Below are 17,508 nucleotides of genomic sequence, written 5' to 3'. Positions count from 1 at the left end.
ACGAAAGTATTAGCGCAAAGGAGGAAAGCTGATGAATTTACCAAATAAACTCACCCTATCTCGTATTTTTCTCATCCCGATTTTCATTTTGTTATTATCATTACCGCTTGACTTTGGAGAGTGGAATATCGGTAATACGACATTACCAGTCCACCATTTCATTGCGGCACTTATATTCATTATTGGCTCAGTAACCGACTGGGTCGATGGATATTACGCCCGGAAACATAATCTGATTACAAACCTTGGGAAGTTTCTTGATCCATTAGCTGATAAACTGCTCGTTTCCGCTGCACTTATTATGCTCGTGGAGATGGAACTTGCAGCCGGATGGATCGTAATTATCATTATTAGCAGGGAGTTCGCTGTAACCGGGCTGCGCTTAGTAGCTGCAGGAGAAGGCACTGTCCTTGCTGCTGGGAGTATGGGTAAGTTGAAGACAGCAACACAAATGATTGCGATAATTATTCTGCTCCTTCATAATTTTCCTTTTTCTTACTTGAATTTCCCATTGGGAACAATCTTGCTTTACTTAGCTTTAATCTTTACTGTGATTTCAGGTGTTGATTACTTTTACAAAAATTGGCATGTAATGAGGGATTCGAAATGAAAAAACAATATAAGGCAGAGATTCTTGCAGTAGGAACAGAGTTGCTATTAGGGCAAATAGCGAATACAAACGCACAATGGATATCCGAGCAGTTAGCTTTATACGGTATTAATGTTTATAACCATGTCGTTGTAGGTGACAATTTGAACAGAGTTGCGGATACGTTTAAACAGGCTCATGAACGTTCAGATATTATTATTGTTACAGGCGGATTAGGACCAACAGAAGATGATTTGACCCGTGAGGCTTTCCAAGCAATCTGTAATATTCCAATCGTCGAACATGAGCCATCCATGAAAAAAATTGAAGATTGGTTTAAGCAGTCAGGTTGGCAAATGACACCGAATAACCGGAGACAAGCACGGGTGTTTGAAACAGCTACCGTTTTATTGAACAAACAAGGGATGGCACCGGGAATGATTGTCCAATATGAAGAGCGGACATGGATTTTCCTCCCAGGAGTCCCGCGCGAAATGAAAGCAATGTTTAAGGAAGATATTTTACCGTATCTATATAAGTTAACGGGTAAAGAACAAATGATCCGTTCGACCATTTTAAAGTTTCTCGGAATCGGTGAGTCGGCACTGGAACATGAATTACAAGATGTTATTCGCGAGCAAACGAATCCAACAATCGCCCCGCTTGCAACTGACGATGGGATTATTATCCGTTTAACAGCAAAAGCTGATTCAGAAGAAGGGCTGGACACTTTACTTGCTGAAGCAAAATCAGCTGTACTTCTGAAAGTAGGGGATTACTTTGTCGCTGAGAATGACGAAACGATCGAACAAGTTATTATTGAACAATTTAAAAAGCAGCAGCTAACGATTGCAGCCGCAGAAAGCCTCACAGGTGGCAAATTCACGGATCGGCTCATTTCTGTACCAGGAGCAAGTGAAGTCGTCCAGGGAGGTGTCGTTTGCTATAGTCCAGCAGTAAAAATGGAAGTGTTGGGCGTTTCGGAGCAAGTAATAGCGGAAAAAGGTACTGTAAGTGAAGCTTGCGCATTATCCTTAGCAAGAAATGTTAGAGAGAAACTACAATCTACAGTCGGTATTAGCTTTACGGGAATTGCTGGTCCAAATGAAGTGGAAGGAAAGCAAGTTGGAACAGTATATATCGGTATATCCGTTGCTGGAGAAGAGGATACAGCGTTCGGATTCCAGTTGCAAGGAGACAGGAACAGGATCCGAAATCGTGCCGTTATGAAAGGCCTTGAATTAATTTTTAAATATGTAAAAGTGTAAATTGCACTAAAATCATGCTACGTTTTGAAAAACCAGCCTCCATATTTACTTGAAAATTAAGAAAAGACAGGTCGAACGGGTGTGATAATTATCGAACATCTATTCGTTTTTTGCTTGTCAAACAGGAAAAAAAAGCGTATGATAGAGATAGATAATTTGAGGAGGTATTTTCATTGAGTGAGAGAAAACAAGCATTAGATATGGCTTTAAGACAGATAGAGAAACAATTTGGTAAAGGTTCTATTATGAAACTTGGAGAAGAACAGAATCAAAAGATTGCAACGATCCCAAGCGGTTCATTAGCTTTGGATGTGGCACTTGGGATTGGCGGGTATCCTAGAGGAAGGGTAATAGAAATTTATGGCCCTGAATCTTCGGGTAAAACAACATTTGCCCTCCACGCAATCGCTGAAGCTCAGAAGCAAGGTGGACAAGCAGCGTTTATCGATGCGGAGCACGCGCTCGACCCGACATACGCACGTGCACTTGGAGTAAACACAGACGAACTGTTACTCTCCCAGCCTGATACCGGAGAACAAGCACTTGAAATTACAGAAGCACTTGTACGCAGTGGCGCTGTTGATATTATTGTTGTTGACTCCGTTGCCGCCCTTGTTCCGAAAGCGGAAATTGAAGGGGAAATGGGTGACTCCCATATGGGACTGCAGGCAAGGTTAATGTCCCAAGCTTTGCGTAAACTATCAGGTGCAATCAATAAATCAAATGCTACCGCCATCTTCATTAACCAGGTCCGCGAAAAAATTGGCGTTATGTTCGGTAACCCGGAAACAACTCCAGGTGGACGGGCACTTAAGTTCTATTCTTCCGTGCGCTTAGAAGTCCGCCGGGCAGAAACATTGAAGCAGGGAAATGAAATGATCGGTAACCGGACAAGGGTAAAAGTCGTGAAAAACAAAGTAGCGCCTCCGTTCAAACAAGCCGAAGTAGATATTATGTATGGTGAGGGAATCTCTAAAGAAGGCGAGATCATTGATGTTGGTGCAGATCTTGATATTGTTCAAAAAAGCGGTGCTTGGTATTCTTATAAAGGAGAGCGCTTAGGACAAGGTAGAGAGAATGCAAAGCAATTTATGAAAGAGAACCCTGCAATTTTTGAAGAAGTGAATAATGAGATTCGCAGTCATTATGAACTTGAGGAAGTTGAAGGATCGGAAGAAGATGCAGAGAATACTTCGTCATCCGATGAACAAAAAAGTCTCGATCTATAATACGAAGCTGTCTATTCGGTTTTTATCGAAGGGCAGCTTTTTTATTTGAACTTTTGATCCTAGATATGAGACGATGGGAAGCGAAACTTGTACTTGCTTTCTTACAATATGACTTTTACTTGAAATACTTCTGAAATAGTTCTGAAGTTTCCTTGACAATAAGTAAATTGACAATTAAAATTAACATTGTATAATTTTATTCAATTATACGGTAATTATTAATCCTTGTATTGATAATGAGTACATGACGAAGATAATGAATTGTACAACAACTTTATAGCAATAGGAGGTGAAAAATATGGACCACCCTTTGATCATCTCCCTTTTGCTAGTATTCATCCTTATCATAGGTCTGTTTGTTGGTTATCTGATTCGTAAGTCGATTGCTGAAGCAAAGATTTCCAGTGCGGAAGACTTGGCAAAACAAATAGTCGAAGAGGCCCACCGGAACGCAGAGGCAGCTAAAAAGGAAGCACTCCTTGAAGCAAGAGATGAGAACCATAAAATTCGTCAGCAAGCAGAGGATGAGCTGCGTGAACGCCGTGCTGAACTCCAGAAACAAGAAAATCGTTTGACGCAAAAAGAAGATATTCTTGATCAAAAAAGTGTCTCTCTAGATAACCGTGAATTATCACTGGAGAAGCGGGAAGAAGCTTTAACAGAGAGACAACAGCAAACTGAAGAAATGGAAAACAAAGTGCAAGCTATGAAAGAGGAGCAGCAAGCTGAGCTTGAACGCATTTCAGGCTATACAACGGACCAGGCAAAACAAATTATTTTAGAACGAATTGAAAAAGAAGTGAAGCATGAAGCGGCTATCATGATTAAAGAAACGGAGAATCAAGCGAAAGAAGAAGCTGATAAAAAAGCGAAAAGCATTCTCTCGTTAGCACTACAACGCTGTGCTGCAGACCATGTTGCAGAGACAACTGTATCTGTCGTCACCCTTCCTAATGATGAGATGAAAGGTCGCATCATTGGTCGAGAAGGACGAAATATACGAACATTAGAAACGTTGACTGGTATTGATCTTATTATCGATGACACGCCAGAAGCCGTTATCCTATCTGGATTTGATCCAATACGCCGGGAAATTGCTCGTATCGCATTGGAAAAACTTGTCCAAGATGGAAGAATCCATCCGGCGCGTATTGAAGAAATGGTAGATAAAGCAAGACGTGAAGTTGATGAATATATTCGTGAAGTCGGTGAAGAAACGACATTTGAGGTTGGTGTGCATGGACTGCACCCGGATCTTGTAAAAATACTTGGTCGTCTAAAATATCGTACAAGCTATGGTCAAAATGTATTAAAACATTCAGCAGAAGTTGCTTACTTATCTGGTTTGCTTGCTGCAGAACTAGGTGAAGATGTAATATTAGCAAGAAGAGCTGGTTTACTTCATGATATCGGAAAAGCGATTGACCATGAAGTAGAAGGTAGTCACGTAGAAATTGGAAAAGAACTTGCGATGAAATATAAAGAGCACGAAGTCGTCATTAATGCGATTGCTTCTCACCACGGTGATGAAGAACCAACTTCAATTATATCCGTATTAGTCGCAGCAGCCGATGCCTTATCCGCTGCACGACCAGGTGCAAGAAGCGAGACACTTGAGAACTACATTAAACGTCTGGAAAAACTGGAGGAAATTTCTGAATCCTTTGAGGGAGTAGAGAAATCTTATGCCATTCAGGCTGGTCGAGAGATTCGCATAATGGTAAAACCAGATGAAATTGATGATCTTGAATCATTAAGAGTAGCGAGAGAAATTCGTAATCGTATTGAAAGTGAGCTCAATTACCCAGGTCATATTAAAGTAACAGTAATCAGGGAAACAAGAGCAGTTGAATATGCCAAATAAAAGCAGTCATCCGACTGCTTTTATTTTTTGCCGCCGTTTTAAAAAATCCCAACAGGGTAAAATAATAACTCAACTTTCACAGCCCTGAAAATAAGAAAAGTATCTACCTAGAAAATTGAGCTGATAATTCTTTTCATTCAGCGTAAGTACAACTTTCTTCTGGCAGTCCGCAGTCCCGATACCTCTCGCTTTCCGTGGGCGGCTGGTGAGCCTCCTCGGGCTAAAGCCCTGTGGGGTCTCACCTAGGCCTGTCCTCCCACAGGAGTCTCGAGGTATCGAACTGCTCCGAGTTAAAACCTTATTTGGAACCTTATTTTTTTTGGAAAGATGGGATGATTTCCATTCATAATAATAATGCTTACCAGTTCAGTTGCCCGGAGGACGGTGACTCCTGCGGGAAAAGCACGAGTTCGAAGACCCCGCAGGAAGTGCCCTTCTTCCGAGGAGGCTGAGGCCGTGCCCACGGAAAGCATCCGTCTTCCGGGCAACTGAACGGTGATTAGAGCTCTAAAATTAGGAACGTGCAGAACACTTATGCTGAATGAAAGCAATCGATAGTTTCTCTTGGCTACTTTTGGAACAGTAAATGGAAACGCTGAACAAACTTTTAAAAATTAGGAATTAGATTAGAAGGATGATGTGAAGATGAAAATTTTATTTATTGGTGACGTTGTTGGTTCACCAGGACGGGACATGGTTAAGGAATATCTGCCAAGATTAAAAGAGAGATACCGCCCAACGATTACGATTCTTAACGGCGAAAATGCTGCAGCCGGTAAAGGAATTACAGAATCAATTTATCGAGATTTTCTCGAATGGGGCGCTCAAGCAATTACAATGGGAAACCACACATGGGATAAAAAAGAAATCTTTGACTTTATTGATGATGCAAAATACCTTATCCGCCCAGCAAACTTTCCGGAAAATAACCCAGGTAAAGGGATCGTTTATTTAAATGTAAATGATGTAAAGGTAGCTATTATCAACATGCAAGGCAGAACCTTCTTACCAGCAATTGAGGACCCGTTTACAACGATAGATAATCTGATTCAAGAAGCGAAAAAGCAGACGAACATTATTTTCGTTGACTTCCACGGGGAGGCGACGAGTGAAAAGCAGGCGTTTGCCTGGTATGTTGATGGAAGGGTTAGTGCCGTCGTCGGAACACATACACACACACAAACAGCAGATGAAAGAATTTTTCCGGAAGGTACCGCTTATATTACCGATGTTGGCATGACAGGACCTTATGATGGAATACTTGGAGTAGAACGGGAAGCTGTATTAAAACGTTTTCTAACATCCTTGCCAGTACGTTTTGAAATTACAAAAAAGGGTAGAAAACAGTTAAATGGAGTATTGGTTTCCATCAATCCAAAAACAGGGAAAGCAGAAGACATCGAAAGAATTTTAATAAATGATGACCATCCCTTCTTTGAATGATTGTCAATTATCACATCCCTTGTGCTGAGGTAATACGAGTTTGTTGTTCCCGGCTTCTTATAGCAGGTTTAGGGAATAAGCTTACAACTCAAGGAATATAGTAGAAATAGAACTATAAAACTGAGGTAAGGGAGGTACTACTAATGGAAGTATTGAAGGTTTCATCAAAATCTAATCCAAATTCAGTAGCAGGGGCCCTCGCAAATGTGCTCCGTGAAAGAGGAACTGCAGAAATTCAGGCGATTGGTGCAGGAGCATTGAATCAATCAATAAAAGCTGTAGCCATTGCAAGAGGATTCGTCGCGCCGAGCGGAGTAGATCTCATCTGTATACCGGCATTCACCGATATCAAAATTGATGAAGAAGAAAGAACTGCAATTAAATTAATCGTAGAACCAAGGTAATTAAACAGAACTCATACGCCTTCCTTCTAATCAAGGAAGGTTTTTATTTGCAGTTTCGCAGTATATATTGTTAAATTTATGGAGAACCCTTATACTTATTATGTTGTAAACTTATACATAGAAGTACTCATTGAAAGGAGAGTCGAGATGAACGAACAAGAGCGAAAGCAGCAGGCACAAATTAATGCAGAAGACAATTTCGAACGGATTAAACAAACGTCCAGTGAAGAGATGATCACAAAGTATTTCCATACCAATTACACCCCGCAGACCCCTGACATTAAAAAGGCTAGAAAGAGAAGGAAAGAAGAAGTTCAATTTAAATATGATTTTTCCATTCCTGAGGATATGCAAACGGCGGGTGAGGGTCGTAAATTTTTAATTCGCACCTATGGCTGTCAAATGAATGAACATGATACAGAAGTAATGGCTGGAATATTTATGGAAATGGGTTATACTGCAACAGAAGATGTAAATGAAGCAGATATCATCTTATTAAATACATGTGCGATCCGGGAAAATGCGGAAAATAAAGTGTTCGGGGAAATTGGTCACTTAAAACCATTAAAACTTGAAAATCCGGACCTTATTATCGGTGTGTGTGGATGTATGTCTCAAGAAGAATCGGTTGTTGATCGTATTTTAAAGAAACATCAGCATATTGATCTCATCTTTGGAACACATAATATTCACCGATTACCCCACTTGATTAAAGAAGCGATGTTCGGAAAAGAAATGGTCGTCGAAGTTTGGTCTACCGAAGGCGATATCATTGAAAACCTTCCGAAAGCCCGTAAAGGGAAAATCAAGGCCTGGGTTAACATCATGTATGGCTGTGATAAGTTCTGTACGTATTGTATCGTCCCGATGACAAGAGGAAAAGAGCGCAGCAGAAGACCTGAAGATATTATTCAGGAAGTGAGGCATCTTGTAGCCCAAGGGTATAAAGAAGTTACCTTGCTCGGTCAAAATGTGAACGCCTACGGTAAAGATTTCGATGACTTGGATTATACGTTTGGCGATTTAATGAATGACATTCATAAAATCGATATCCCGAGGGTCCGGTTCACAACATCTCATCCAAGAGATTTTGATGATCATCTAATCGACGTATTAGCCCAGGGCGGCAACTTGCTCGATCACATTCATTTACCGGTCCAATCCGGCAGTTCAGAAATACTGAAGAAAATGAACCGTAAATATACACGGGAAGCGTATTTGGAGCTTGTACGCAAAATTAAAAAAGCGATTCCAAATGTAACCTTGACGACTGACATCATTGTTGGATTCCCGAACGAAACAGATGAACAGTTTGAAGAGACAATGACATTGATGGAAGAAGTCGGTTTTGAAGCTGCATACACGTTCATCTACTCTCCACGCGAAGGAACTCCAGCTGCAAGGAAAAAAGATGATGTACCAGAAGATGTGAAAAAACAACGTCTATATCGTTTAAATGAACTTGTGAATAAACAATCTGCAGAATCAATGAGGAAATATGAAGGAAAAACAGTAAAAGTACTCGTTGAGGGTGAAAGTAAGAAAAATCCTGATATTCTCGCAGGATATACAGAGAAAAATAAGCTTGTGAACTTCAAAGGACCGAGGTCAACAATCGGTCAGATTGTGGAAGTGGAAATTACCGAAGCAAAAACCTGGTCTTTAGATGGTATCATGGCAGAAAGTAAAATTGAGGTGAAGTAACATGGCACAATATTCAAGGAAAGAAGTACTTGATGCGGCAAAAAACCTAGCTGAAATGCTGGCAAATACGGAAGAAATCGACCGTTTTAAAGAACTGGAAGCTAAAATAAATGCAAGTACAAAAATCCAAACACTCATTACAAAAATTAAAGCTTTACAAAAACAGGCTGTGAATCTACAGGCTTACGATAAAAAAGAAGCATTAGCTCGTGTGGAGGAACAACTGGATCGTTTACAAAGTGAGTTGGACGGTATCCCGGTCGTATCAGAATTCAAGGAACTTCAAGTGACAGTAAACGATGTCTTACAACTTGTATCTACAACGATTTCCCGGGAAGTAACAAACCGCATTATTGAAGGAACAGGCGGCAATGTACTAGAGGGGAAAACGGGATCAACATTAACGGAATAGCTAAAAAAACCAAGCATAAATAGATTGCTTGGTTTTTTTATCTCTCCGCTTGGGAAATTGCTTAATCTTTAGTATGCATGAAATCTGTTTGGACATCTTCTAATTCATCATCCGTCACGTCATGACCCCATACTTCATCGTCGTCTTCATCTTCTAACTTCTCCGCATCCCAAGTCGGATCCACTTTTACAAGTAGCTTCGTTTCGCCGATTACTTGCACAATGAATTCTCTTTCCACCTCAACAACAATTTTATTCCCTTTCTTCTCAATTTTACATTCCAGGCAATTTGGCTGCTGCAACACTTTAGCAATGACATCGAAATCATCATTTAGGCAATTTTCATCTTTAATGGATAAGGGCACAATATCCCGATATGTTACCTTTTCTGTAACGACCTGTGTCTTCGTATTATCATTAAAGGAATACCAGATATTTATCTCATAGCTGCCATTTATTTCTACACTGTCCGTAGATTTCATTTTTGCATGGTATAAATGATTAATCACCCAGCACCCAAGAATACTCGAGGGACGATTAGGGGGAGTAACCGTATGGGATTCCTTTGTAAACTTACGTCCTTTCCCGATAACTGCCTTCGTGATGATTTCTCTATAATCTTTTTTTAGAAAAGACATAGCTGTATTTACCTCCTCTTTTTTCATAGTCATTTTATGCATGGCAAACACCTAAAGTGCATACTTCCAAAATCATTAAATAATAACCTAGCATTAAAAATGAATTAAATCAAAACCGTTCTGCTGGAGGATCATCAGGTGCTCGCGTAAAGCGAAGGTGTATGGGGGGCTGCGGAGCTGGAGAAGTACGATGGTTTTCTATCAGTCGCTCATAAGAAATAAAAGTCAGCGGGTTAGAGTGAAGTTATTAATCTATGCTATAATGGCTAGAGAAGATTTCGGATATGTTGGAGGATTAATGATGGCGAAGAACACACCAATGATGGAACAATACTTAAGAATAAAAGCGGCTCACCAAGATTCATTTTTATTTTACCGCTTAGGTGATTTCTATGAATTATTTTATGATGATGCAATAAAAGCGGCAAGAGAACTCGAAATAACATTAACCAAAAGAGGATCGCAAAGTGAAAGTGAAGGAATACCGATGTGCGGCGTTCCTTATCATTCTGCAGAAAATTATATAAAAAATTTAATTGATAAAGGCTATAAAGTAGCAATCTGTGAACAAGTAGAAGACCCGAAAACAGCAAAAGGCGTTGTAAAAAGAGAAGTCGTTCAGATTATTACTCCAGGAACGGTTATGTCCCAATCAATGCTTGAAGAAGGAGAGAATAATTATCTCTGTAGCCTTTCGCATTTCAATGATGGCTCTTATGTCGTCGTTTATAATGACTTATCTACTGGTGAAAACCGCTTAACGCTTATTGAAGCAGGCTGGGAAGCAGTTCTACATGAATTATATAATCAGCCAATTAAGGAAATTGTTATATCATCTTCCTTGGAAGAGGATTTACAAGCTCAGTTAAAGGAAAAGTTACAGATTACCTTATCTTTTCAGGATGAGATTACATTCAACGGAGAGTATCGTGATTTAGCAGAAAACTTAAATGATGAACGTCTGATGACTGCCTTTAGCCGGTTGCTTAACTATATTCAGCAGACTCAGAAACGTTCGCTCGACCATTTACAACAGGCTACTGTTATCGAGTTAAAGAATTATTTATCTCTCGATATGTTTTCCAAACGTAATCTTGAATTAACAGAAACGATTATCAAAAAAGGAAAACACGGCAGCTTGTTATGGGTGCTTGACCAAACGATCACGGCGATGGGATCCCGTACATTGAAAAAGTGGTTGGAGCGGCCATTGTTAACACAAACACTCATCGAAAGACGCTTGAATATTGTTGAAGCATTTTACGATGGGTTTATGGAAAGGGATATGCTAAGAGAAGCCTTAAAATCCGTTTATGATATGGAAAGATTGGCCGCAAGAATTGCTTATGGAAATGTGAATGCACGCGACTTTATTCAGTTGAAACGATCTTTACAAAATATCCCTGAAATCAAAAAAATTCTCTATCAATTCCCAAATGAAGAGATGAAAGAATTAGCGGATGAACTCTTCTATCCAGAGAAGATAGTTGCTCTGCTTGAGCAAAGTATTATAAATGACCCGCCTGCATCGATTACAGAAGGGGATATTATTAAAGATGGGTATAATGCCCAACTAGATGAGTACCGGGATGCATCACGAAATGGCAAACAATGGATTGCTGAATTAGAGCAAAAAGAAAAGGAAAAAACCAATATCCGATCGCTAAAAATCGGCTATAATCGAGTATTTGGCTATTATATTGAAGTTACGAAAGCGAATCTGCATCTTTTACCAAAAGGACGGTATGAGCGAAAGCAAACTTTAGCGAATGCAGAACGGTTTATCACACCAGAATTAAAGGAAAAAGAAACAATTATCCTTGAAGCAGAAGATAAAAGTATTGAGCTGGAACATAATTTATTTGTTGAAATTCGGGATAAGATGAAAAGTCATATCCCACTTTTCCAGGAACTTGCGGAGCATATTAGTCAGATCGATGTGCTACAATCCTTTGCAGCGGTTAGTGAAGCAAACAACTATACAAGACCGCGCTTTGTTAAAGAAGAGTTATCGATTAAAAATGGCCGTCACCCAGTAGTAGAGCAAGTGATGACAGAAGGGACCTTTGTTCCGAATGACGTTCATTTGGATAAGGAAAATAGTATTCTATTAATTACCGGTCCGAACATGTCCGGGAAGAGTACGTATATGCGGCAGCTGGCACTGACGGTTATCATGGCGCAAATCGGTTGTTTTGTTCCGTGCGATGAAGCCGATCTAATTATTTTTGATCAGATATTTACAAGAATTGGCGCAGCTGATGACCTTGTTTCCGGGCAAAGTACATTTATGGTGGAGATGCTTGAAGCAAATCATGCGCTCGCCAAAGCGACCGATCGCAGTTTAATCCTGCTCGATGAGATTGGGCGGGGGACGAGTACATATGATGGAATGGCGCTTGCTCAAGCGATTGTAGAGTACATTCATCATAATATTGAAGCGAAGACATTATTTTCTACGCATTATCATGAGCTGACCGCGATGGAAGAGACACTTCCCCAGTTAAAGAATATTCATGTGCGAGCTGAAGAATATGAAGGAAATGTTGTATTTCTCCATCAGATTAAAGAAGGTTCAGCAGACCAGAGTTACGGAATTCAAGTTGCCAAGCTTGCTGGACTTCCAGAAGCATTGATTGAGCGGGCGACAACGATTCTTACGGAATTGGAAAAGGGTGCTCATTACGAACCGGTAACAGAGAAGATGGAAGCTGGCCAACTTTCCTTTTTTATAGAAGAAAAATCGCCTGAACCTGAAAAGGAAAGTAAGTTTTCCAAAAAAGATAAGCAAGTAATTGATGAATTAGAAGAACTAAACTTATTTGAAATGACACCGATGGAAGCGATGAATGCATTGTATCACCTCCAAAAAAAGATAAAGTGAAACTTCAGTCAGTGGGTGGTTCCTTGCCTCCCCCCATTGACTGTTAGTGGAACGGAATCCGCGATTACGAACCGTTAATACGTGATAAAATAACGGAAGGCTTAATGTTGGAAAGGATGTTTCTATGAAAATAAAACAGATGCCAACCGAACTGGCGAATAAAATTGCAGCAGGTGAAGTAGTCGAACGTCCTGCATCTGTTGTAAAGGAGTTGGTGGAAAATAGTATTGACGCGGGTAGTACGTTTATAAAAATTGATCTGGATGAAGCTGGAATTACCCGTATTAAAGTGACGGATAATGGGGATGGAATGACGGCTGCTGATAGCGAACGGGCTTTTCTGGCCCACGCGACAAGCAAAATCAATAATGAAATGGACTTATTTCATGTGCGGACCCTTGGATTCCGAGGAGAAGCACTTGCGAGTATTGCCGCTGTCAGCAAACTAACCTTAAAAACATCAACTGGAGAAGAAGCAGGAACAATCTTAGCTCTTGAAGGCGGCGAGGTCGTCGAACGGAATAAGAGTGATGCAAGAAAAGGAACTGAAATAACAGTCGAACAATTATTTTATAATACACCGGCCCGGCTGAAATATATGAAAAGTCTCCATACGGAATTAGGTCATATTACGGATTTACTAAACCGGCTTGCATTATCTTATCCGGAAATTCGCTTCGAGGCGATCCATAATGGAAGAACATTATTTAAAACTTCCGGCAGCGGGGATTTATTACAGGTTATCGCTCAAGTATACGGCATGTCAGTAGCACGGAAAATGCTTCCAGTCCATCATGAGTCTCTTGATTATGAAATCACAGGGTATATCGCCCGACCGGAAGTGACAAGGGCATCCCGTAATTTCATATCGACCATCATTAATGGCCGCTATATTAAAAATTATCCACTGGCAAAAGCGGTTATCGACGGCTACCATACGATGCTTACAATTGGAAAGTTCCCACTTGTTGTCTTGAAAATAAATATGGATCCCATTTTAGTTGACGTGAACGTTCACCCGACGAAACTGGAAGTCAGATTCAGCAAGGATAAAGAACTTTATGAATCTGTGAAACAAACGATACGAACTGCATTAAGACAAGAGACATTAATACCGGAAATCGAATATAAACAACCACAAGAAAAACAGCATTTGACTCAAGAGCAGTTTATATTTTCAACACCTAAGGAAGATAATAAGCAGCCGGTGCAGAAAGAAACAATTATTAAGGAAACAACAAGAGAAATAGAACCATTTCCTATGGAATCGGTCGAGCAACAGGAAGAAGCATTACCGCGGCGACAACCTTCTGAATCAGACTATTTCGAGCCGATACAGAAAGAGGAAATGGAAGCGCCAAGAAAAATGCGGATTCCATTGATTTACCCAATTGGCCAATTACACGGTACATACATTCTCGGGCAGAATGAGGAAGGTTTTTATATGATTGACCAGCATGCTGCCCAGGAACGAATCAAATATGAATTCTTCAGGGATAAACTAGGTCAACCAGCTAATAATTCACAGCAACTGCTCATCCCGTTAACCTTTGAGTTTTCGAATCAAGAAGCATTGTTTATCGAAGCTTATAAAGAGGATTTGGAAAAGGTTGGACTTTATTTTGAACCATTTGGCGAGAAAACATATATTATTCGTTCCTGCCCGAACTGGTTTCCGAAAGGGTTTGAAGAAGAAGTCATACGTGATATCATTGAGCAAATTATGAAAGATGAAAAAATCAATATTGGTCGTATCCGTGAAGAAGCTGCGATTATGATGGCTTGTAAACGATCCATAAAAGCAAATCATCACTTAACAAAAGATGATATGTTCCGTTTAATTGAAGACTTAAGGACGACAACAGATCCATTTACTTGTCCTCATGGAAGACCAATTATTATTCACTTTTCGAGCTATGAACTTGAGAAAATGTTCAAAAGAAGCATGTAAAGGTATAACAAGCACGTGATTGGAGTAAACTAGTAAGAAAAAATGCATGAGGTGAACAGCATTGGATAATCAATCGTTAATTAATTTTTTGAACCAAATGCTATCCAATCATTTTATTTTGTATGTGAAGCTCCATCGCTACCATTGGTACATTAGAGGAAAGAACTTCTTCCGTCTCCATGAACATTTTGAAGAGCTCTATAATCGTTCAGCAAACCAGTTTGATGAAGTTGCAGAACGAATCATGATGATCGGTGGCCAGCCGCTGGCAACAATGAGTATGTACTTAAAGCAAGGTACGCTTGAAGAAGCGAATGCGGATGATACAGAAGAGGAAATAATAGCCCAGCTCATTCATGATTTTGAAAAAGTCGCAAATGAAATAAGAGAAATCGGCCTTGCACTAACAACCGAATTTGCTGATGAGCCGACGAATGATTTGCTGATTGAACAATTGGCGATATTCGAGGAAGAGCTGTGGATGCTCCGGAGCTACCAAGAAGAAAAATAACAATCTAGGGGTAATACGATGAAGAAAACAGTCATAGCGGTTGTTGGTCCAACTGCTGTCGGGAAGACATCACTCAGTATTTTCCTTGCTAAACATTTGCAAGGTGAGATTATAAGTGGTGACTCGATGCAGGTGTATAAAGGGATGGATATCGGTACGGCTAAAATTCGTAAAGAAGAAATGGAAGGCATTCCGCACCATCTGCTTGATATGAAAAATCCAGCTGAAGAATATTCGGCAGCTTCCTATAAAGCAGATGTGGAAAAAACAATCGAAGAAATCACCGCAAGGAACCGCCTGCCAATCCTCGTAGGCGGCAGCGGTTTATACATACAAGCTGCGTTATTCGATTATAACTTCCCTGACATCCCTCGGGATGAGTATAGAACCCGGGAGTTGGAACAAGAAGCAAAAGAAGAAGGAATCAGCAGAATTTACCGCCGTCTTGAAGAGGTCGACCCGGAGCAGGCAAAAAAGATTCATCCGAATAATCATCGCCGTGTAATTCGTGCACTCGAAATATATGAAACTACCGGGAAAACGAAAACAGCTTGGGAGAGAGAACAGAAAAAAGAACCGAAATATAATACGTTGTTTATCGGTCTTGAAATGGAAAGAACAGCACTATATGAACAAATTAATAAGCGTGTGGATATGATGATGGAAGAAGGCCTGCTGGAAGAAGTTACAACGCTTTACCGGGCAGGTTATCAAGACACACAAGCAATGAAGGCAATTGGCTATAAAGAATTCATCCCCTATTTAGAGGGGAAAGAAGATCTCCATAAAGCAATCGAGAAGCTGAAGCAAAACTCAAGACGTTATGCGAAAAGGCAATTTACCTGGTTTAGAAATCAATTGCCGGTGAAGTGGTTTCCCATCACCCCAGAACAAAAAAGTGAAAAATTTACAATGATTTTGCAAAAGATAGCAGGAATATTGAAAATGAAGTAGAATTAAGAGTGTATAGATAGAAAAAGGGAGGAAGTACCATGGCACAAAATGTCAACATTCAAGAACATTATTTAAATCAATTGAGAAAGAACCACACTTCGGTTACTGTCTTTCTAACAAATGGGTTTCAATTAAGGGGGATTATCAAAGCATTTGATAATTTTACGGTTTTACTGGAAACCGACGGAAAGCAGCAGTTAATTTTTAAACACGCAATATCAACTTTTGCGCCTGTAAAAAATGTTAATTTAGAAAATGAGTAATCACAACGGATGCTGCTACCGGCATCCGTTTTCTAATGAGACTTCCTTTATAGCTTGGAAAATTTAAAAAATGCTGTGGCTAACTATAGTTCCTAGCACTAGCCACGTCCGCTCTGCGCCCAGCAACTATCAAACTTCACCCTCCTCCGATCGATAAAGAAGACTTGCCGATTGGCTTCAGCCAGAGGCTTAGTCGCACTTATACCCTTGTGGTGAAAGCCGACATCAACTCACTATCGTCGCCTGAGTTTCCTTTATCTCCCTTCCGGTAAAAAGGGAGGTTCGATTAAGTGGGCCCCTTCCTGGGAGGCACAGTTTGTACGTTGCTGCGACTAGTGGATGTGCTAGTACAGGTGTTGCGAAGACGATTGTGTACTTACCCCGTAAGGGCGCTTCCGCCTTTGAATTTTGGGCGTTTGTCACCCTTTTATGTATCATTACGTATACTGGGATGACGAAGGAGTGAGTATATGGAAACGGAAATGAGAGCGAGCCGGAATGGCCGGATCAATATTGTTTTGCAGGATACTCTACCTCAGATTGAAAGAAAGCGCTCAGTCGGTTTTAATAAACAGTTCCAAGAAATAGAGGAAGCTTTTGCTTCGTTTGTCGGGATTAAACAAATTAAAAAAACTATTAAGCAAGTTTATGCAACGGTACTTATTAATGAAAAGAGAAAGGAAGCAGGGCTTTCTTCCAATGAGCAAGTACTGCATATGTTATTCAAAGGTAATCCAGGAACGGGAAAGACGACACTTGCCCGCAGACTTGCTAAATTATATGTTGAACTCGGGATACTTTCGAAAGGGCATTTTATCGAAGCGGAACGAGCTGACCTTGTTGGAGAATACATCGGACAGACAGCGCAAAAAACAAGAGCGCTAATTGAAAAGGCGATGGGTGGCATACTTTTTATCGATGAAGCCTATTCCCTTGCACGTGGCGGGGAAAAGGACTTTGGTAAAGAAGCGATTGACACGCTTGTAAAACATATGGAAGATGGTCATAAGGATTTTATTCTTATACTTGCAGGATATCCTTATGAAATGGGACGGTTTCTCTCAACGAATCCAGGACTTGAATCGCGGTTTCCATTTATCCTGGATTTTCCAGATTATAAATTGGATGAATTAATGGAAATAGCACATCAAATGGTTAGAATAAGGGAATATCAATTAACAATAGAAGCGGACCGGAAGCTAAGGGATTATTTATATCATCAATTAGCAGCAAAAGGCAGACATTTTGCCAATGCCCGTTCGGTACGGAACTTGATGGAGCAGGCAATCCGGTTACAGGCATACCGCCTCGTTCAAACGGAAAATTATCAGCCAGAACGGCTAATGGAGATTACCGCTTCAGATATTAAATTTGAGCAGGAGTAAAAGAGAGGTA

16 protein-coding genes are annotated in these 17,508 nt (G+C 40.3%); 15 read left to right on the top strand and 1 reads right to left on the bottom strand.

Annotated elements, in window-relative coordinates:
* The first annotated feature begins 31 nt into the window (after window positions 1-31).
* The 8 genes from pgsA (at window position 32) to L3V42_RS07425 (ending at window position 8,913) form a co-directional block, all read left to right on the top strand.
* Window positions 32-610 (top strand): CDP-diacylglycerol--glycerol-3-phosphate 3-phosphatidyltransferase, encoded by a 579-nt coding sequence (pgsA, locus tag L3V42_RS07460; protein ID WP_235761505.1) that lies wholly within the window; start codon window positions 32-34, stop codon window positions 608-610.
* Window positions 607-1,857 (top strand): competence/damage-inducible protein A, encoded by a 1,251-nt coding sequence (locus L3V42_RS07455; protein ID WP_235761504.1) that lies wholly within the window; start codon window positions 607-609, stop codon window positions 1,855-1,857. Before pgsA ends, L3V42_RS07455 begins: the two co-directional genes overlap by 4 nt.
* 173 nt (window positions 1,858-2,030) lie before the next feature.
* The gene (gene recA, locus L3V42_RS07450; RefSeq protein ID WP_255770536.1) at window positions 2,031-3,086 is read left to right on the top strand and encodes a recombinase RecA; all 1,056 of its coding nucleotides are present in this window, start codon (window positions 2,031-2,033) and stop codon (window positions 3,084-3,086) included.
* A 298-nt stretch (window positions 3,087-3,384) separates the two neighbouring features.
* Window positions 3,385-4,950: a ribonuclease Y gene (gene rny, locus L3V42_RS07445; protein WP_235761503.1), complete on the top strand. Its 1,566-nt coding sequence runs from the start codon at window positions 3,385-3,387 to the stop codon at window positions 4,948-4,950.
* A gap of 645 nt (window positions 4,951-5,595) precedes the next feature.
* Window positions 5,596-6,393 (top strand): TIGR00282 family metallophosphoesterase, encoded by a 798-nt coding sequence (locus L3V42_RS07440; protein WP_235761502.1) that lies wholly within the window; start codon window positions 5,596-5,598, stop codon window positions 6,391-6,393.
* A 143-nt stretch (window positions 6,394-6,536) separates the two neighbouring features.
* Complete coding sequence (locus L3V42_RS07435; protein ID WP_156856452.1) at window positions 6,537-6,797, top strand: stage V sporulation protein S; 261 nt, start codon at window positions 6,537-6,539, stop codon at window positions 6,795-6,797.
* A 147-nt stretch (window positions 6,798-6,944) separates the two neighbouring features.
* Window positions 6,945-8,501, top strand: a complete 1,557-nt coding sequence (gene miaB / locus L3V42_RS07430; protein ID WP_235761501.1) for a tRNA (N6-isopentenyl adenosine(37)-C2)-methylthiotransferase MiaB — start codon at window positions 6,945-6,947, stop codon at window positions 8,499-8,501.
* Between the two features lies 1 nt (window position 8,502).
* Entirely contained in the window at window positions 8,503-8,913 is a 411-nt protein-coding gene (locus tag L3V42_RS07425; protein ID WP_235761500.1) for a YlbF/YmcA family competence regulator, read from the top strand.
* A gap of 61 nt (window positions 8,914-8,974) precedes the next feature.
* Here L3V42_RS07425 and cotE read toward each other — a convergent pair whose 3' ends face one another.
* Entirely contained in the window at window positions 8,975-9,550 is a 576-nt protein-coding gene (gene cotE / locus L3V42_RS07420; protein WP_235761499.1) for an outer spore coat protein CotE, read from the bottom strand.
* A 301-nt stretch (window positions 9,551-9,851) separates the two neighbouring features.
* On the opposite strand from cotE, the gene mutS reads away from it, so the two are divergent.
* From mutS to L3V42_RS07385, 7 genes are all read left to right on the top strand, one after another.
* The gene (gene mutS, locus L3V42_RS07415; protein ID WP_238471766.1) at window positions 9,852-12,434 is read left to right on the top strand and encodes a DNA mismatch repair protein MutS; all 2,583 of its coding nucleotides are present in this window, start codon (window positions 9,852-9,854) and stop codon (window positions 12,432-12,434) included.
* Window positions 12,435-12,558: 124 nt separating this feature from the next.
* Window positions 12,559-14,385, top strand: coding sequence for a DNA mismatch repair endonuclease MutL (gene mutL, locus L3V42_RS07410; RefSeq protein ID WP_238471697.1), 1,827 nt, complete (start codon window positions 12,559-12,561; stop codon window positions 14,383-14,385).
* Between the two features lie 61 nt (window positions 14,386-14,446).
* The gene (locus L3V42_RS07405) at window positions 14,447-14,896 is read left to right on the top strand and encodes a Dps family protein (RefSeq protein ID WP_238471696.1); all 450 of its coding nucleotides are present in this window, start codon (window positions 14,447-14,449) and stop codon (window positions 14,894-14,896) included.
* 18 nt (window positions 14,897-14,914) lie between these two features.
* Window positions 14,915-15,850: a tRNA (adenosine(37)-N6)-dimethylallyltransferase MiaA gene (miaA, locus tag L3V42_RS07400; RefSeq protein ID WP_238471695.1), complete on the top strand. Its 936-nt coding sequence runs from the start codon at window positions 14,915-14,917 to the stop codon at window positions 15,848-15,850.
* Window positions 15,851-15,888: 38 nt separating this feature from the next.
* Window positions 15,889-16,113: an RNA chaperone Hfq gene (hfq, locus tag L3V42_RS07395; protein ID WP_235761495.1), complete on the top strand. Its 225-nt coding sequence runs from the start codon at window positions 15,889-15,891 to the stop codon at window positions 16,111-16,113.
* Between the two features lie 316 nt (window positions 16,114-16,429).
* Window positions 16,430-16,579: a hypothetical protein gene (locus tag L3V42_RS07390; protein ID WP_238471694.1), complete on the top strand. Its 150-nt coding sequence runs from the start codon at window positions 16,430-16,432 to the stop codon at window positions 16,577-16,579.
* A 4-nt stretch (window positions 16,580-16,583) separates the two neighbouring features.
* Window positions 16,584-17,498: an AAA family ATPase gene (locus L3V42_RS07385; RefSeq protein ID WP_238471693.1), complete on the top strand. Its 915-nt coding sequence runs from the start codon at window positions 16,584-16,586 to the stop codon at window positions 17,496-17,498.
* Window positions 17,499-17,508: the final 10 nt, after the last annotated feature.

Origin of the sequence: Oceanobacillus alkalisoli (genome assembly GCF_022213125.1) — a bacterium.
GTDB classification, from domain to species: domain Bacteria; phylum Bacillota; class Bacilli; order Bacillales; family Amphibacillaceae; genus Oceanobacillus; species Oceanobacillus alkalisoli.
The sequence above is the reverse complement of the archived record's forward strand: the minus strand, read 5'-3'. Positions and strand labels throughout refer to the sequence as shown.